An 18,158-nucleotide genomic window follows, 5' to 3' on the forward strand; every position below is an offset into this window, starting at 1 on the left:
GGATGCCGCGGCCAAGCCCCCAGGGATGGGTTTACGGCGTCTCCCGCAACCGGACCCACCCCGCCATCCCGCAGGAAATCCGCTTCTGCTTCGGCTGTTGTTGCTCCAGCTTGCAGCAGGTGCAGGGCTGCAAGCCCTGCCGACCAACACCCTCCTTACGAACGACTGACGTGACGCTCATGCGCTATGCGCGAGGCTGTCCGCTTGGTGTTCGAGTGGAGGTGGCAACGGTGCACTGGGAAAGCGCACAGGCCTATGCATGGCCGTTGGGATTGGCAGTGTTGGTGGGTGGCATCGGCGCGTGGTTGATCCTGTGGATCTACCATCGGCTGAAAGGACGTGATCGTCGCCGCGCGCGCATCGGTCGTGTGCTCGGGCTGCCGATGGCCACCGCATGGCCGTTGCTGCTGCTGATTCCCGCGCTGCAGTCCACGCCATTGCCGGAACACACGCTCGATCAACTGCTGCGCGTGCTGCACATTGCTCTGACCGCCTGCTTCATCTGGCTGCTGGTGCGCGGCGTTGCTGCGGGCGAGCGCGCGATCCTGCGCAGCCATCCGATTGATGTCTCGGACAACCTCGAAGCGCGCCGCATCCAGACCCAGACGCGGGTGCTCAGCCGCGTGCTGATGGGCGGCATCATCGTGCTCGGCGCGTCGCTGGTGCTGCTGACCTTCCCGATGGTGCAGAAGATCGGCACCGCACTGCTGGCGTCGGCGGGCCTGATCGGCCTGGTGGCGGGTATCGCTGCCAAACCGGTGTTCGGCAATCTGATCGCCGGCCTGCAGATCGCGGTGACACAGCCGATCCGGCTCGATGACGTGGTGATCGTCGAAGGCGAATGGGGGCGCGTCGAGGAAATCGGCAGCAGCTATGTGGTGGTGCGCATCTGGGATGAGCGGCGGATGGTGGTGCCGCTGACATGGTTCATCGAGCATCCATTCCAGAACTGGACGCGACGCAGTGCCGACCTGCTGGGAACGGCTTTCCTGTGGCTGGACTACCGTGCGCCGATCGCGGCGATACGTGCCGAGCTGGAACGCATCTGCCAGGGCCAGCCGCTGTGGGATGGACGGGTGTGCGTGACCCAAGTGACCGAAACCAGCGAGCGCGCGATCCAGGTACGGCTGCTGGTCAGTGCGCGCAGTTCCGGTGATGCGTTCGATCTGCGCTGCCTGGTGCGCGAGCGCATGCTGGATTTCCTCGCGCGCGAGCATCCGCAATCGCTGCCGCAGGTGCGCGCGCGCCTGCAGCGGGACGATGAGCTGGATATGCCGCGGATGCGGGGTGCAGGCAGCGCCGATGTGCGCTCGCCGGGTGCGGAGGATGGTGAGGCGGCGATCGCGCCGGTGGAGCCGGGCCAGCCTCTGTAGAGCCGAGCCATGCTCGGCTGCTTTCGATTTTCCGGTGAAGCCGAGCGTGGGCTCGGCTCTACAGAAACACGATCAGGGATCGCCGGATTCGATCAATGCATCGGTATCGAAGTGCGGCGGACGCCTGGCGCGCGTGCGCTGCTCATACGCGTAGGCCATCTCGATCAACTTCGGTTCGCTCCACGCCGTGCCCATGAACAACAGCCCCGCGGGCAGGCCATCGATCTGGCCCATCGGCACGCTCAGGCTGGGGTAGCCGGCGACGGCGGCGACACTGTAGCTCTCGCCGGGGAAGTCATCCCCCGTGCTGCGCAGGGGCCAGGCCACGCCGGTTGTCGGTGCGACCAGCGCATCCAGCTTCTGCGATGCCAATACGGCGTCGATGCCTTCCGGGCCCGCCAGTCGCCGCGCATCGCTGCGCGCGCGGATGTACACGGGATCGCCCAGGCCAGGGGTCGCCTCGGCCTCCTGCAGCAGCTCCTGGCCGAACAGGCCCAGTTCCTGGCCCTTGTGTGCCTCGTTGAAGGCGATCAGCCCGGCCAGGCTGCGCAGTGGTGCCTGGTAGGTGTTGAGGTAGCGCTCCAGTCCGGCCTTGAATTCGTACAGCAGGACGATGCGCTCGGCATCGGCCCAGGCGCCCTGGTTGGGCAGTTCCACCGGCACCACCACGGCGCCGGCGCGGCGCAGCTCGGCGACCGCCTGCTCAACCAGCGGCGGCATCCCGCGATACTTCAGCAGTGGTGTCTGCAGCAGGCCGATGCGCTTGCCACGCAGTCCCTGCGGATCCAGTCGTGCGGTGTAGTCGTAGACGGCGCGGCCGGGCATGGTCGCGGTGGCGGGATCGGCATCATCGCGGCCGGCGATGGCGGTCAGCACGGCGGCGGCGTCCGCGACGCTGCGGGTCATCGGGCCCGCAGTGTCCTGGCTGAAGGAGATCGGGATGATGCCTTCGCGGCTGACCAGGCCGACGGTCGGTTTCAGGCCGACCACGCCGTTGACCGCCGCGGGGCAGACGATGCTGCCATCGGTTTCGGTGCCGATGGCCACGCTGGCCAGGTTGGCGGCCACGGCCACCGCGCTGCCGCTGCTGGAGCCACAGGGCGAATGACTGAGGCGGTAGGGATTGCGGGTCTGCCCCCCGCGCGCGCTCCAGCCAGAGATCGAGTCGTTGCCACGGAAGTTGGCCCACTCGCTGAGGTTGGTCTTGCCCAGTACCACCGCGCCCGCTTCGCGCAGGCGTCGCACCAGGTAGGCATCGTCGGGGCGGAAGCTCTGCAGGGCGAGGGAGCCGGCACTGGTGGCCATTGGCGCGGCGTTGATGTTGTCCTTCAGCAGGATCGGGATGCCATGCAGCGGTCCGCGCAGGCGGCCGTTACGGCGCTCGCGATCACGCTCTGCAGCTTCCTTCAGGGCATCCGGATTGAGCTCGATCACCGCGCGCAGGCGCGGGCCGGCGCGGTCCAGTGTGGCGATGCGCTTGAGGTAAGCGTGAGTGAGGGTGGTGCTGTCCAGTTCGCCGGCGACCATGCGTGCCTGCAGGTCGGAGACTTCGGTCTCGGCGTAGGGGAAGGGCACGTTGCTGCTACCCGGTTCGGCAGCGTGGGCGCTGGACGTGGCCGGGCTGCAGCCAGCAGCAAACACCGCAGGCAGTGCGGCGATCAGACAGGAAAGGAGGGGCGGCAAGGACAGGCGCATGGGGCAGCTTCGACGGCTCCGATCCCCAGTGTAGCGGCTGCTCAGCGGCGGCGCTTGCGCAGGTCGCGCGCCAGCACGTAGACGACGATCAGGTTGATCGCCAGCACGGTCCACGAGGCCCAGCCGGGATGGCGGACGATCGCGTAGATATCGAAGGGCAGGTAGATGGAGGCGGTCAGGCAGCCCAGCCAGGAGGCCCATGCCTTGGCTTTCCACAGACCCCAGGCTTCGACCAGGTGCAGCAGGCCGTAGCCGATCATCGCCGCTGCGGCCAGGTGCACCGCGTCGGGACTGATTGCATTCAACAGCGAGGGCAGGGTGCCGTGATCCGGGTCCAGGCTGAAACGCCGGATCAGGGCATTGACGCCGTCGCGAAGCGGCTGCGGACCGAGGATTTCCAGCCCGGTAGCCGCCAACAACGCCAGCATCGCCTTGCTCGCTTCGAGCAAGGCGATGACGTGGAGGCCCGGATGCCGATGCGGATCCGGGTTGTAGCCGTTCTGGCTCACGGTTCGCTGGATCAGCCGCCGCGCGAGTTCTTCTTGCGGTCGCTTTCGGTCAGGAACTTCTTGCGCAGACGGATCTCCTTCGGGGTGATCTCGACCAGCTCGTCGTCTTCGATGAAGTCCAGGGCCTGTTCCAGCGAGTACTTGATCGCCGGGGTCAGCTGGATCGCATCGTCCTTGCCCGAAGCGCGCATGTTGGTCAGCGGCTTGGTCTTGATCGCGTTGACGGTCAGGTCGTTGTCCTTGGAGTGGATGCCGACCAGCTGACCTTCATACACGTTGTCGCCTTCAGCAGCGAACAGCTTGCCGCGTTCCTGCAGCGGGCCGAGCGAGTACGCCGGGGTGGTACCCGGGGCATTGGCGATCATCACACCGTTGATGCGCTTGGCGATGGCGCCCTGTTCCTTCGGGCCGTAATGGTCGAACACGTGGAACAGCAGGCCCGAACCCTGGGTGAGGGTCTTGAACTCGTTCTGGAAGCCGATCAGGCCACGGGCCGGGATCTGGTATTCCAGGCGCACACGGCCCTTGCCGTCCGATTCCATGTTCTTCAGCTGGCCCTTGCGGGTGCCCAGCTTTTCCATCACGCCGCCCTGGTGGACTTCTTCGATATCCACCACCAGCTGCTCGATCGGCTCCATGGCCTGGCCGTCGATCTGCTTGATGATCACTTCCGGGCGCGACACTGCCAGTTCGTAGCCTTCACGACGCATGTTCTCGATCAGCACCGACAGGTGCAGTTCGCCACGGCCGGAGACCAGGAACTTGTCGGCGTCTTCCAGCTGTTCGACCTTCAGGGCCACGTTGTGGACCTGCTCGCGATCCAGACGGTCCTTGATCTGGCGGCTGGTCAGGAACTTGCCACCGGACAGGTCCTTGTTGCCGGCGAACGGCGAGTTGTTGACCTGGAAGGTCATCGAGATGGTCGGCTCGTCGACGGTCAGTGCCGGCAGCGCTTCCGGGGTTTCCGGATGGCACAGCGTGTCGGAGATGGTCAGTTCCGGAATACCGGAGATGGCGACGATGTCGCCGGCTTCGGCGGTGTCCTGCTCGATGCGCTCCAGGCCCAGGAAGCCCAGCACCTGCGCGACCTTGCCGTTGCGCTTCTTGCCTTCACGGTCGATCACCGCGACCTGCATGTTCTTCTTCAGGGTGCCGCGCTGGATGCGGCCGATGCCGATCACGCCCACGAAGTTGTTGTAGTCCAGCTGGCTGATGCGCATCTGGAACGGACCTTCCGGGTCCACTTCCGGCTTCGGTGCGTGCTGCATGATCGCTTCGTACAGCGGGGTCATGTCGCCGTCGCGCACGGTGTCTTCCAGGCCGGCGTAGCCGTTCAGGGCCGAGGCGTAGACGATCGGGAAGTCGAGCTGCTCATTGGTGGCGCCGAGCTTGTCGAACAGGTCGAAGACCTGGTCGATCACCCACTCCGGACGCGAGCCCGGACGGTCGACCTTGTTGACCACGACGATCGGCTTGAAGCCCATCGCGAAGGCCTTCTGGGTGACGAAGCGGGTCTGCGGCATCGGGCCGTCCATCGCGTCGACCAGGATCAGCACGGTGTCGACCATCGACAGCACGCGCTCGACCTCGCCGCCGAAGTCGGCATGTCCGGGGGTGTCGACGATGTTGATCCGGTTCTTGATACCGGTCTTCTTGTCTTCCCAGGTGATGGCGGTGTTCTTGGCCAGGATGGTGATGCCGCGTTCCTTTTCCTGGTCGTTGCTGTCCATCACGCGCTCGGCGAGGACGGTACGCTCGGACAGGGTGCCGGACTGCTTCAGCAGCTGGTCGACCAGGGTGGTCTTGCCATGGTCGACGTGGGCGACGATGGCGATGTTGCGAAGATTTTCGATGGACATACGAAAGGGGGCCAGTCGGCGCCGGATTTGGAAAAAGAAGTCCAACATTATACGTCGAACTTGACGATTGGCGAAAACCTGGATTTCAGGACGGCTGAGGTCCCCATTCAGCCTGGCCCCCGGCGCTGTCCGTCCGCGGGCTGAAGACCCTGCCTGCGCCGATGGTCGAGGCAGCCCATGTCACGGGGGAGGTGTATCCTTATGGGGCTGATTACACACCCCGCATCCCAAGGATCTGCATGTCCCTCATCGCCACTTTCGACACCACCCAGGGCCCGATCAAGGTCGAGCTGTTCGCCGACAAGGCGCCGCTGACGGTCGCCAACTTCGTGAACCTGGTCAAGCGCGGCTTCTATGATGGCCTGATCTTCCACCGCGTGATCCCCGATTTCATGATCCAGGGCGGTTGCCCGCAGGGTCGTGGCACCGGCGGCCCGGGCTACAAGTTCGAAGACGAGAAGAATGGTGTGAAGCACCAGATCGGCTCGCTGTCGATGGCCAACGCCGGCCCGAACACCAATGGCAGCCAGTTCTTCATCACCCACATCAAGACCGATTGGCTGGACGGCAAGCACACCGTGTTCGGCCAGGTGCTGGAAGGCCAGGCGATCGTCGATTCGGTCAAGCAGGGCGACGTGATCCATTCGATCACCCTGGAAGGCGACACCGACGCTCTGCTCGCCGCCCAGGCTGAGCGCGTGGGTGAGTGGAACAAGCTCATTCCCGCCTGATCCAATACCCGGACGGCCCCCTGCGAAGGGGGCCGTTTCCATGTTGCGGCCGCCTCGCCAGGCCCATCCCCGCCCGTGCGGCCATCTTCTACAACGCTATTTAGCTTCTTAGCAGAGGAAATCCCCATGAAAGCACCTGTTCGTGTTGCCGTGACCGGCGCCGCCGGCCAGATCGGCTACGCCCTGCTGTTCCGTATCGCCTCCGGTGAAATGCTGGGCAAGGACCAGCCGGTCATCCTGCAGCTGCTGGAACTGCCGGTCGACAAGGCCCAGGCCGCCCTGAAGGGCGTGATGATGGAACTGGAAGACTGCGCGTTCCCGCTGCTGGCCGGCATGGTCGGCACCGACGACGCTGAAGTCGCCTTCAAGGACGCCGACATCGCCCTGCTGGTCGGCGCGCGTCCGCGCGGCCCGGGCATGGAGCGCAAGGATCTGCTGCTGGAAAACGCGAAGATCTTCACCGCCCAGGGCGCCGCACTGAACAAGGTCGCCAAGCGTGACGTGAAGGTGCTGGTGGTCGGCAACCCGGCCAACACCAACGCCTACATCGCGATGAAGTCGGCGCCGGACCTGAACCCGCGCAACTTCACCGCCATGCTGCGCCTGGACCACAACCGCGCGCTGAGCCAGCTGTCGACCAAGCTCGGCAAGCCGGTCGCCGGCATGGAGAAGCTGGTGGTGTGGGGCAACCACAGCCCGACCATGTACCCGGACTACCGTTTCGCCACCGCCGATGGTGCGTCGATCGCCGATGCGATCAATGACCAGGAGTGGAACGCCAACACCTTCATCCCGACCGTCGGCAAGCGCGGCGCGGCGATCATCGAAGCCCGTGGCTCGTCCTCGGCTGCTTCGGCCGCCAACGCCGCGATCGACCACGTGCGTGACTGGGTGCTGGGCAGCAACGGCAAGTGGGTCACCATGGGCGTGCCGTCCGACGGTTCCTACGGGATTCCGGAAGGCGTGATCTTCGGCTTCGCGGTCACCACCGAGAACGGCGAGTACACCCTGGTCAAGGATCTGCCGGTCGACGACTTCAGCCAGAAGTACATCGACAAGACCCTGGCCGAGCTGGAAGAAGAGCGCGCCGGCGTCGCCCACCTGCTGGGCTGATGCGGTCTGTGCCGGCAGCTTGCCGGCACGTCTTCCATCACGGTAGGTACCAACCGTTGTTGGTGCTTTTCCAGTGAGGTAGGTACCGACCGTTGGTCGGTACGCAGAAAACGGGGAAGCTTCGGCTTCCCCGTTTTCGTTTGAGGGGCAAGGAAACCGATGATCCATCTGCATTACATCGACAACGCGCTGCTGGTGGCCGAGAAGCCTGCCGGCCTGCTGTCCGTGCCCGGCCGCTCGGCGGAGAACCAGGACTGCGTGGTCGCGCGGTTGCAGGCGGTGTATCCCGATGCGCTGACCGTGCATCGCCTGGACCAGGTCACCTCCGGCCTGCTGCTGCACGCGCGTGGCAAGGACGTGCAGGTGGCGCTGTCGATGCAGTTCGAGAAGCGCGAGGTGTGCAAGCGCTACGAAGCCATCGTGCAGGGGCTGCTTGAAGGAGATGCGGGTGAAGTGGATCTGCCGCTGATCGTCGATTGGCCGAACCGGCCGCGGCAGATGGTCGACCACGAACGCGGCAAGCCGGCACTGACCCGGTGGCGCGTGCTGGCGCGTGACGTCGCGGCGCAACGCACGCGTGTTGAACTGGAGCCGGTCACCGGCCGCAGCCACCAGTTGCGCCTGCACATGGCCAGCCTCGGTCATCCCATCGTCGGCGACGTGCTGTACGGCGCGGACGCGGCGCAGCGCGTGCACCTGCATGCACGGGAGCTGCGGTTCACCCATCCGGTGACAGGCGAGGCGCTCGCGTTCGAGTCTGCGACTCCGTTCTAGAGAGTAGGTGTATCGGCAGGGCTGCGCCCTGCACCTGCCGAAGCAACAGCAACAGCAACAGCGGCATTCCTTGGGTTGGCGGGGCGGTGTCGGATTGCGGGGACGCCGCAAGTACGTCCCTGTAGGCTTGGCAGCCGCATCCATGCGGCTGACACCCCGCAATCCGACACCGCCCCGCCTTCGACAGATTTCCGATGGCCGATGGGCCCACGCCATGCGTGGATGAATCTCCATCGGAATCGAATATTTCGATAAGTGATCGAAAAGCATCTACGCATGGCGTGGGTCTATGTGTCGACCGAGGTCGACAGCTACCAACAGCAGCCCAACAGCAGCGGGAAATTGTCGGAGGCGGGGTGGGTCCGGTTGCGGGGGCGTGAGCGCCATGGATGGCGCGACCGAGCCTACAGGGACGTATTCACGGGGTCCCCCGCAACCGGACCCGCCCCGCCATCCCTCAGTAGCCCAGCTTTTGACGTTGACGTTGACGTTGACGTTGATTCTGCAGGTGCAGGGCTGCAAGCCCTGCAGAACAAACCCCACCCCCTACCAAGGTAGGGCGGCCCGCGCGCCAGCGCCGGACTATGCTCGAACCATGACTTTGTCTGGGAGGGCTGCGTCATGAACTACGAGGAAACCTACCGCCGTTCGATCGACGAGCCGGAGGCATTCTGGGGCGAGGAGGCCAAGCGCATCCATTGGCACAAGCCGCCGCAACAGGTGCTCGACTACAGCAACCCGCCGTTCCGGCGCTGGTTCGTCGGTGGCGAAACCAATCTCTGCTACAACGCCGTCGACCGGCATCTGGCCGACCGCCCGGACCAGCTCGCGCTGGTCGCCATCTCCACCGAAACCAACAGCACCCGCGAAGTCACCTATCGCCAGCTGTATCGCGAAGTGAACGACTTCGCCGCCGTGCTGAAACATCTTGGTGTCGGCCACGGTGATCGCGTGGTGATCTACATGCCGAACATGGCCGAAGCCGTGTTCGCCATGCTTGCCTGTGCACGTATCGGTGCGGTGCACTCGGTGGTGTTCGGTGGTTTCGCCGCACACAACCTCGCGCTGCGCATCGACGATGCCAAGCCGAAGCTGCTGATCGCTGCAGATGCCGGCATGCGTGGCGGCAAGCTCATTCCGTACAAGGCGATGGTCGATGCCGCCTGCGCCGAAGCCAGCAATCCGCCGCCGCACGTGCTGATCGTGTCGCGCGGGCTGGACCCGGCCGAGCCCCGCATCGAAGGGCGTGATGTCGAGTACGCCAGCCTGCGTGCGCAGATCGGGCAGACCGATGTGCCGGTGCAATGGCTGGAATCGAGCGAGCCCAGCTACCTGCTGTACACCTCCGGTACCACCGGCAAGCCGAAGGGCGTGCAGCGCGATGTCGGTGGCTATGCGGTGGCGATGGCGCAGTCGATGCAGACCGTGTTCGACTGCAAGCCGGGGCAGGTGATGTTCTCCACCTCCGACGTCGGCTGGGCCGTGGGCCATTCCTACAACGTGTATGGCCCGTTGATCGGCGGCTGCACCTCGCTGCTGTACGAAGGGCTGCCGACCAACCCGGATCCGGGTATCTGGTGGGCGCTGTGCGAGCAGTACAACGTACGCACGATGTTCTCTTCGCCGACCGCCATCCGCGTGCTGAAGAAGCACGACGCCGATTTCATCCGCCGGCACGACCTGGATGCGCTGAAGTATCTGTTCCTGGCCGGCGAGCCGCTGGACGAACCGACCGCACACTGGATCAGCGACGCGCTGGGCAAGCCGATCATCGACAACTACTGGCAGACCGAAACCGGCTGGCCGGCATTGACCCTGCTGCCAGGCCTGGACATGAAACCGGTGCGTTTTGGCTCACCGGGTTTCCCCAATCTCGGCTACCGGATGAAGGTGATCGACGAGAACACCGGTGAAGAAGTGGCTGCCGGGCAGAAGGGCGTGCTGGTGATGACGCCGCCGTTGCCGCCGGGCTGCATGAGCACGGTCTGGAATGACGACAGCCGCTTCCTGCAGAGTTACTTCAGCCACTTCAAGGAACTGCTGTACAGCTCGCTGGACTGGGCCATCCGCGATGACGATGGCTATACCTTCATCCTGGGCCGCACCGACGATGTGATCAACGTGGCCGGCCACCGCCTGGGCACGCGTGAGATCGAAGAGGCGATCTCCAGTCATCCGCGCGTGGCCGAGGCCGCAGTGATCGGGGTGAAGGACGAGTTGAAGGGGCAGGTGCCGCTGGTGTTCGTGACGCTCAAGCAGGGTCTTGATGGCGAAGACCCGGCGGCGGTGGTGGCCGAGATGATGGCCACGGTGACCGCGTCGCTGGGGGCGGTGGCGCGGCCAGCGCATGTGCACGTGGTCAACGCGCTGCCCAAGACCCGTTCGGGCAAGCTGCTGCGGCGTTCGCTGCAGGCATTGGCCGAGCAGCGCGATCCCGGCGATCTGTCGACGCTGGACGACCCGGGCGCGCTGGAAGAGATCCGCCGCGCGCTGGGCCGTTGACCCGGTCCTGTAGAGCCGAGCCCATGCTCGGCTGCCCGGGTCAGGTACACGCAGCCGAGCATGGGCTCGGCTCTACAGAGATCCAGCGGTGCTGCAGCGCAGCTTCCTCGCCGCCACCGGTGCGCTAAGCTCGCCCTGGGGAGCGTGCCCGCAAGGGCACGCATGCGTATCGCATCGAGGGAAGGGGGAGCTATGGCACTGCTGCATGCCAAGACGGCCGCTGGCCGCCAGGAGATCGAAGACCGCGCCCGGCGCCTGCCGGCGGCGCTGCGTTCGATCCTGTTGATGGTTGACGGTCAGCGCGATGAAAGCGAACTGCGCGGCTTGTTCGAAGGACTGCGCGCACCGCAGGATGCGCTGGAGCAGTTGGCCGCACTCGGCCTGATCGAAGTGGTCGGCGGCAGGGCCGAACCTGCCCCGCAGCGCGGACTCTGCAGCGGCCGCGAGCAGGATCCGGCGCTGTACCAGCAGTTGTACGATGCGATGAGCGATGCCGTGCGCCGCCATCTCGGCCTGAAAGGCTACTTCATGCAGTTGAAGATCGAGCGCTGTACCGACGCGGTCACCCTGGAACGGCTGTGCCCGGAAATGATCACCGCGATCGGCAAGGCGCGCAGCCCGGCGCTGGCACAGCGCTGGTGGCAGGAGGTCCAGGTGTTGCTGGCACCGGTCACCGCCGAGGTCGTGCCCGGCTGACACGCGGGGTAAAGTGGTCCGCTCTTTTTCCGCCCAGGAGCCCCGCATGCAGGACGACACCGATACACCCGGTTGGGATGCGATCAATGCCGCACTGGCGCCGCTGTACGCCGGCCAGGAGCCGCGTCACTTCGGTACCGCATTGCCGTACACGCTGGGTGGCCAGGATCCGCTCGACGGCATCAGCGTGTACTGGGTGGAAGCACCGGTTCCGCATTGGCACTACGTCACCTACGGTCTGTCCGAACTGTATGCAAAAGAGAGCAGCGATGCGGCCACCAGTGGCTACGGCTTCGAGCTGACGTTCCGCCTGGCTGCGGACAAGGGTGAACATGCCGACAGCACGCCGCCTGCGTGGCCGATGAACCTGCTGCAGAATCTGGCGCGCTATGTGTTCAGCAGCGGCAATGTGTTCGAGGATGGACACCACCTCAACGCCAACGGCCCGATCGCGCTGGAGACCGATACCCATCTCTGCCACCTGGCGTTTGTGGCCGATCCGCAGTTGCCCGCGCGCGATACCGCCAATGGGCAGCTGCAGTTCCTGCAGGTGGTGGGGCTGACCGATGAGGAAATGGACGCGATCAAGCGCTGGTCCACGCGCGGTGTGCTGCAGGTGCTCGAGCCGGCGATGCCGTTGTGGATCACCGATCTGCATCGCGGCAACCTGCTGGACGATCCGGCGCTGGCCGCGCAGGTGCAGGCCGGCAGCGAGCGTGAGGGATCCAGTACGGGCATGTTGTTCATCGAAACGCTGGACTGGCGGCAGACGGCGGGCATCACCACGCTGGTGCTGGGGGCAGGGCAGGTCGGCAGCGTGGGTGAACTGCTGCCACTGCGCGTGCGCCACGGCAAGTCACTGACGCTGGTCAGCCGCGAACGGCAATGGGAGTTCGTGCCTGCCACCGATGGCGCCGCCACGGTCGAGGGCGACAACGTGCGCTGGCTACTGGACGACGCGGCGTTGCAGGCCTGGCATGAAGTGCGGCCAGAACGCGGAACCTACACGGTGTCGAGCACGTTGCAGGTTGAAGTGGTGCCGACGTTCCTGCGCGATGCGAAGGGCGAAGTGATCCGCGAAATCGGCTGACCGCGTCGATGGTACCGATGGGGTCAGAGCCGCCTGCTGCGCAGACGGATCCGACCCCGCCTCCCGGACCGATGGGGTTAGAGCCGTTCGCGATGCGAACGGATCCGACCCCGGTTCCATCAGGCCAGGCCTTCGGCCTTCAGCGCCGCCTGCACGCCCGCATCGGCGTCCATGCGCGCCTTGTAGGCGGCCAGGTTGTCCAAGCCCGACAGGTCGACCTTGGTGCCAGCGGCCCAGCGCAGGGTGATGTAGAAGTAGGGATCGGCGAAGCTGCGGAAGCCGGCCAGCCACGGCTTGTCGGCCAGCTGCTTGTCGGCGGTCTCGAACAGCGCGCGCAGGCGCTTGTGGGCAGCGGCGCGGATCGCGTCGTACTGCCCTTCATCGGCGATGAACTTGCCCGGCGAGAACAGCGGCGAGAACGCCGGGTGCACGTCGGAGTTGACGAAGGCCAGCCAGCGGGTGGCTTCAGCGCGCTGGCGCGGGCTGCCATCGCCGCCAAGACCGGCCTGCGGGTAGGTGTCGGCGATGTAGCCCATGATCGCTGCGTTCTGCAGCAGCACGAAGTCGCCATCGACGACCGCCGGTACGGCGCCGGCCGGATTGATCTTGAGGAATTCCGGACCCTTCAGGGTGTCCTTGTTCAGCAGTTCGACCTCGAACGGCTGGCCGGTCCACTGCAGGGCGATGTGGTCGGCGGTGGAACAGGCACCGGGCTTGCTGTACAGCTTCATGGGAACTCCAGGCGGGGTGTGGCGGGAAACCCCCACTATCCCAGAGCCCACCGGCGCGCGGCAACGCTGCCGCCGGCAACGGATCGTTACGACTGCCGGGGCTTGAGGTTCTGCACTTTGTAGAAGGTGTGATCGCCGATGGTGGCCACCTGGTAGGCGTTGCGCCAGTTCGGGCTGGCAATCGCCAGCGCAGCGAAGTGGCTGGCACCGGGCACGATCTCGCGGCGCTCGCCGGCCGGCAGCGCCCAGTTGCGCTCGGCGTCGAAGGCTACGTCCATCGCTTCACTCCAGGCCGCATCGTTGCCCAGCTGGGTGCCGGGGGAGACGATGGTGGGGGCGAACTGCTTGCGCGCGGTCACCACCTGGCACATCGAGTCGCCCCAGAGGCCGCTGTCGAGGCGACGCAGAGCGACCTCGGCCACGGCCTGCTGGCCACGCAGGGTCTGGTCGCGGGCTTCCAGGTAGACGGTGGTGCTCAAACACAATGAATCAGCGGCCGGCTGCGGCAACAACTGCGACAGCCAGAGAATCCAGGCCAGTTTCATATAACTCCTTGCTCCGTGTGGGACGCACCTGGCGGTTCCGGCAGCGCAGGCTGCTGGAGGCGGGGTACGACTTGGCGTCATGGGGAGGCGGCCATCGGGGCTGCCCCGTGGGCGGCCCCAAGAACACGATCGTGGATCGATCGGCGGGGTCCGCACCGGCTCACCGGAAACTGGCTGGTGAGCGGAAAGATGGCGCAAGGTAGGGGGGCATTGCCGAACGCATCCTGAATCGTCCCGCTTGACATTCAGCTTGGGGGCCGGTGACGGAAATCACATTCCGGCCCCCATTCAGATTTTGATCAGAGCGCGGCGGCGACCCTGCTGCCCTGATCGATGGCACGTTTTGCATCGAGTTCGGCGGCCACATCGGCACCGCCGATCAGCTGTGCGGCGATGCCGGCTGCCTGCAGTTCGGCCTGCAGCGCGCGCTGCGGTTCCTGCCCGGCACAGATCACCACGTGGTCGACCGGCAGCAGCTGTTCGCTGCCATCGACGCGGATGCGCAGGCCCGCATCGTCCACGCCCAGGTACTCGACACCGCCCAGCATGCGCACGCCCTTGGCCTTCAGCGTGGCGCGGTGGATCCAGCCGGTGGTCTTGCCCAGGCGCGCACCGGGCTTGCCGGCGCTGCGCTGCAGCAGCCACAGCCTGCGCGGCGAGGCTTCCACGGCCGGCCGGGCCAGTGCGCCGCGGGCCTCGAAGGAGGCATCCACGCCCCATTCGGCCATCCAGCGCTGCGGGTCCAGCGATGGAGAAGGGCCGTCATGGGCAAGGAACTCGCCGACATCGAAGCCGATGCCGCCGGCGCCGATGATGGCGGCGTTGGCACCGACCTCGACCCGGCCCAGCAGCACGTCCAGGTAGTTCACCACCTTGGCGTGGTCGGCACCGGGGAAGTCGACCTTGCGCGGCACGATGCCGGTGGCCAGCACGACCTCATCGAAACCGGCCAGGCTGGCCGCGTCGGCACGGGTGCCCAGGCGCAGCTGCACGCCGGTCTCGGCCAGCTTGTGGCGGAAGTAGCGCAGGGTCTCGTGGAACTCTTCCTTGCCGGGAATGCGCTTGGCGACGTTGAACTGGCCACCGATCTCCTCGCTGGCGTCGAACAGGGTGACCTGGTGGCCGCGTTCGGCAGCGACCGTGGCGCAGGCCAGGCCGGCCGGCCCTGCGCCGACCACGGCCACCCGCTTCGGTGCGGTGGTCGGGGTATAGACCAGCTCGGTCTCGTGGGCAGCGCGCGGATTGACCAGGCAACTGGCCAGCTTGTTCTCGAACACGTGGTCCAGGCAGGCCTGGTTGCAGGCGATGCAGGTGTTGATGGCCTCGGCACGGCCGGCGCGCGCCTTGTTCGGCCACTGCGGATCGGCCAGCAGCGGGCGTGCCAGCGACACCATGTCGGCCCCGCCATCGGCGAGGATGCGCTCGGCGACATCGGGCATGTTGATGCGGTTGGTCGCCACCAGCGGCAACGTCACGTGCGGCTTGAGCTTGGCGGTGACCGCGGCGAACGCGCCACGCGGTACCGACGTGGCAATGGTCGGAATGCGCGCTTCATGCCAGCCGATGCCTGAGTTGATGATCGTGGCGCCAGCGGCTTCGATGGCCTGGGCCTGCTGCACGATCTCTTCCCAGTTGCTGCCGTCTTCGACCAGGTCGACCAGCGACAGGCGGTAGATGATGATGAAATCCGGACCGCAGGCCTCGCGGATGCGACGCACGATCTCCACCGCGAAGCGCATGCGCTGCGCGGCATCACCGCCCCAGCGGTCGTTGCGCTTGTTGGTGCGCGGGGCGACGAACTCGTTGATGAGGTAGCCCTCCGAGCCCATCACTTCCACGCCGTCGTAGCCGGCCTCGCGGGCCAGCTTCGCGCTGCGTGCGTAGTCGGCGATGTGCCGCTCGACGCCGCTGGCCGACAGGGCGCGCGGGGTGAACGGATTGATCGGCGCCTTCAGCTTCGACGGCGCTACCGACAGCGGGTGATAGGCATAGCGCCCGGCATGCAGCAGCTGCAGGCAGATCTTCGCGCCGTGCTGGTGCGCGGCGGCGGTGAGCTGCCGATGCGGACGCACTTCCCATGGCCAGGACAGCTTGCCGCCGAACGGCTTGAGCCAGCCCACCACGTTCGGCGCGAAACCGCCGGTGACGATCAGGCCGACGCCACCTTCGGCGCGCTCTGCGAAATAAGCGGCCAAGCGCGGGAAGTCGCGTGCGCGGTCTTCCAGGCCGGTGTGCATCGAGCCCATCAGCACCCGGTTGCGCAACTGGGTGAAGCCCAGGTCCAGCGGGGCGAACAGGTGGGGATAGGCGCTTTCGTTGGCTGGCGACATGTCGATACGCTTGCGTACGGAAGCGCGAAGGGTGCCGCGAAACTGCGCCGGGGGCAAGGGCTGGCAGATGGGGAGCGCCGGTCCATGCCCGGCGACGCGACTACCCGTGGCCGCGCTGCGCGCTCGCCGGGCGTGGCCCGGCGCTACCGACCGCCGGCCGGCCGATCCCGAACCAGCCGAGGGTGATCCCGCACAGCGGCCCGATCAGCAGTGCGAAGGCGAGCGTGCCGACGCCGACGTTGCCGCCCAGCCACCAGCCCAGCAGCAGCACGCTGCCTTCAATCAGGCTCCGCACCTTCCAGATCGGCCAGCCGGTGCGCGCGTGCAGGCCGGTCATCAGGCCATCGCGCGGCCCAGGGCCCAGCTTCGCGCCGATGTACAGGCCGGTGGCCAGCGCCACCAGCAGCATGCCGGCGCAGAACATCGCCACCTGCCAGCCGAGGCCGACGGCCGGGGGCAGCAGCCACAGCCCGAACTGGGCCGAGGGGCCGATCAGCATCACGTTGAGCACGGTGCCGACGCCGGGCTTCTGTCGCAGCGGCCACCACAGCAGCAGTACCAGCGCGCCGATCACGTTGGTGGCCAGGCCGAACGACAACGGGGTCTGTGCCGCAATGCCCTGCGACAGCACATCCCACGGCGCGACACCGATCGCGGCGCGGATCATCAACGAGGCGCCGAAGCCATAGAGGAACAGGCCGATGATCAGTTGCAGCAGGCGCAGGGGCAGGGCGGTGGGCATGACAGGCTCAGGGCAGGGGAATCTGTTTCCACCCTATCCCCGAAACGGGCTGTTCAATAGATACAGATGTCGGCCAATCCACCGCGACAGGCTGGGGATCGTGAATCAGTCGTCCCAGCCGGCCAGCGCCAGCTTGCCGATGGTGCGGCCGCTGGCCAGGCGCTGGTGGGCGGTTTCCAGGTTGGCTGCATTGATCGGCCCCAGCACTTCGCTCAGCGTGCCGCGCAACTGCCCCGCATCGATCATGCTGGCGGCGCGGTTGAGGATGCGGTGCTGCTCGATGCGGTCGGCGGTGGCAAAGCGCGCGCGGGCAAACATGAATTCCCAATGGATGCCGATGCACTTGGCCTTGTAGGGATCGCCGATGCGCAGCGGGCCGCGCGGTTCGACGATCAGGCCGACATGTCCCTGCGGCGCCAGCAGATGGCCCAGTTCGTCCCAGTAGTGGTCGGTATCGGCCAGATTGAGTGCCACCTGCACGTCGTCGATGCCAAGCGCCTGCAGCTGCGGCAGCAGCGGCTGGCGATGATCGATCACATGCTGGGCGCCCATCCGCCGGCACCAGTCGATCGAGGCTTCACGCGAGGCGGTGGCAATGACCTCGAAGCCGGCGTGGTGGGCCAGCTGGATCGCCATCGAGCCGACGCCGCCGGCACCACCGATCACCAGCAGGCGCTGGCCGGCGTGGCGGCGGTCATCAAGCAGCAGGGGCATGCGCTGGAACAGCAGTTCCCACGCAGTCAGGGTGGTCAGCGGCAGCGCGGCCGCTTCGGCGAAGTCGAGGGTGGTCGGTTTGCGCGCCACCAGTCGCTCATCCACCAGCTGATACTGCGCATTGCAGCCAGGGCGGGTGACATCACCGGCGTAGTAGACCTCGTCACCGGAGGCGAACAGGCTGGCCTCCTCGCCCATGGCTTCGACCACGCCTGCCGCGTCCCAGCCGAGAATGCGCGGAGTATCCAGCGATGCGGCCGACGTGCCTGCACGCAGCTTCCCATCCACGGGATTGACGGAAAGTGCTTCGACACGGATCAGCAGGTCACGGCCCCGCGGCGGCTGCGGTGGTGGCAGCACCAGATCGCGCAGGGCAGGGGCGGATTCACGGCACAGGGCGACGGCTTTCATTGCAGCTCCAGCTCGGTTCCTGTCTGCATCATAAGGTTCCTCACCTCGATGGGCGCGCGCTGAACCGCTTTGCGATAAACCAGAGGCAAAACTGTCGCATCTGGCTCTTAAACCCATCCAAACCCTTGTGGTGTCTGGGTCTTGCGGATTTTCATCATCCTGTATAGGGTTTCAACGTCGGACCGGTGGCCGGTCGTGCGCAGCGCTTCACATGTTACGGGACTGTTAACATGACCTTCACCCGCCTGAGCATAATGTTCGCGGCGGTGGCGTGCTGAATCGGCTGTCTGAACATCGACGCAGTAGTGCTGGCCCATGCCTCTACCGGTTTCATACCCCCGAA

15 protein-coding genes are annotated in these 18,158 nt (G+C 66.1%); 7 read left to right on the top strand and 8 right to left on the bottom strand.

Annotated features, from left to right (window positions below; all coding sequences use genetic code 11):
- Positions 1-230 precede the first annotated feature (230 nt).
- Positions 231-1,373, top strand: a complete 1,143-nt coding sequence (locus H3005_RS16610; RefSeq protein ID WP_191078615.1) for a mechanosensitive ion channel family protein — start codon at positions 231-233, stop codon at positions 1,371-1,373.
- Between the two features lie 72 nt (positions 1,374-1,445).
- Here H3005_RS16610 and H3005_RS16615 read toward each other — a convergent pair whose 3' ends face one another.
- Genes H3005_RS16615 through typA form a run of 3 tightly spaced genes read right to left on the bottom strand, consistent with a single transcriptional unit; the run spans position 1,446 to position 5,436 of the window.
- Positions 1,446-3,068: an amidase gene (locus tag H3005_RS16615; RefSeq protein ID WP_191078616.1), complete on the bottom strand. Its 1,623-nt coding sequence runs from the start codon at positions 3,066-3,068 to the stop codon at positions 1,446-1,448.
- A 41-nt stretch (positions 3,069-3,109) separates the two neighbouring features.
- A complete protein-coding gene (locus H3005_RS16620) occupies positions 3,110-3,577 on the bottom strand; it encodes a DUF2127 domain-containing protein (protein ID WP_025879438.1) in 468 nt (155 codons plus the stop codon).
- An 11-nt stretch (positions 3,578-3,588) separates the two neighbouring features.
- Positions 3,589-5,436 carry a translational GTPase TypA gene (typA, locus tag H3005_RS16625; protein ID WP_025879437.1) on the bottom strand — a complete coding sequence of 616 codons (1,848 nt, stop codon included), beginning with the start codon at positions 5,434-5,436 and terminating at the stop codon, positions 3,589-3,591.
- 239 nt (positions 5,437-5,675) lie between these two features.
- On the opposite strand from typA, the gene H3005_RS16630 reads away from it, so the two are divergent.
- From H3005_RS16630 to H3005_RS16655, 6 genes are all read left to right on the top strand, one after another.
- Positions 5,676-6,167 (top strand): peptidylprolyl isomerase, encoded by a 492-nt coding sequence (locus tag H3005_RS16630; protein ID WP_089239021.1) that lies wholly within the window; start codon positions 5,676-5,678, stop codon positions 6,165-6,167.
- Between the two features lie 126 nt (positions 6,168-6,293).
- Positions 6,294-7,280: a malate dehydrogenase gene (locus tag H3005_RS16635; RefSeq protein ID WP_025879435.1), complete on the top strand. Its 987-nt coding sequence runs from the start codon at positions 6,294-6,296 to the stop codon at positions 7,278-7,280.
- A 159-nt stretch (positions 7,281-7,439) separates the two neighbouring features.
- Complete coding sequence (locus tag H3005_RS16640; protein WP_100551648.1) at positions 7,440-8,054, top strand: RluA family pseudouridine synthase; 615 nt, start codon at positions 7,440-7,442, stop codon at positions 8,052-8,054.
- A gap of 621 nt (positions 8,055-8,675) precedes the next feature.
- Positions 8,676-10,556: a propionate--CoA ligase gene (gene prpE, locus H3005_RS16645; RefSeq protein WP_191078617.1), complete on the top strand. Its 1,881-nt coding sequence runs from the start codon at positions 8,676-8,678 to the stop codon at positions 10,554-10,556.
- A gap of 192 nt (positions 10,557-10,748) precedes the next feature.
- On the top strand, positions 10,749-11,252 hold the full coding sequence (locus H3005_RS16650; protein ID WP_100551650.1) for a hypothetical protein: 504 nt from the start codon (positions 10,749-10,751) through the stop codon (positions 11,250-11,252).
- A gap of 46 nt (positions 11,253-11,298) precedes the next feature.
- Entirely contained in the window at positions 11,299-12,342 is a 1,044-nt protein-coding gene (locus H3005_RS16655) for a suppressor of fused domain protein (protein WP_100551651.1), read from the top strand.
- 119 nt (positions 12,343-12,461) lie between these two features.
- On the opposite strand, the gene H3005_RS16660 is transcribed toward H3005_RS16655, so the two are convergent.
- The 5 genes from H3005_RS16660 to H3005_RS16680 form a co-directional block, all read right to left on the bottom strand.
- Positions 12,462-13,073, bottom strand: coding sequence for a glutathione S-transferase N-terminal domain-containing protein (locus H3005_RS16660; protein WP_100551652.1), 612 nt, complete (start codon positions 13,071-13,073; stop codon positions 12,462-12,464).
- A gap of 86 nt (positions 13,074-13,159) precedes the next feature.
- Positions 13,160-13,618: a cell wall hydrolase gene (locus H3005_RS16665; RefSeq protein WP_025878087.1), complete on the bottom strand. Its 459-nt coding sequence runs from the start codon at positions 13,616-13,618 to the stop codon at positions 13,160-13,162.
- 299 nt (positions 13,619-13,917) lie between these two features.
- Entirely contained in the window at positions 13,918-15,948 is a 2,031-nt protein-coding gene (locus tag H3005_RS16670; protein ID WP_100551653.1) for an NADPH-dependent 2,4-dienoyl-CoA reductase, read from the bottom strand.
- Between the two features lie 100 nt (positions 15,949-16,048).
- A complete protein-coding gene (locus H3005_RS16675) occupies positions 16,049-16,690 on the bottom strand; it encodes a hypothetical protein (RefSeq protein ID WP_089239033.1) in 642 nt (213 codons plus the stop codon).
- Between the two features lie 105 nt (positions 16,691-16,795).
- A complete protein-coding gene (locus tag H3005_RS16680; protein WP_100551655.1) occupies positions 16,796-17,815 on the bottom strand; it encodes a zinc-binding alcohol dehydrogenase family protein in 1,020 nt (339 codons plus the stop codon).
- Between the last annotated feature and the right edge of the window lie 343 nt (positions 17,816-18,158).

The sequence above is a fragment of the Stenotrophomonas sp. Br8 genome (genome assembly GCF_014763005.1).
In the GTDB taxonomy this organism is placed as follows: Bacteria; Pseudomonadota; Gammaproteobacteria; order Xanthomonadales; family Xanthomonadaceae; genus Stenotrophomonas; species Stenotrophomonas lactitubi.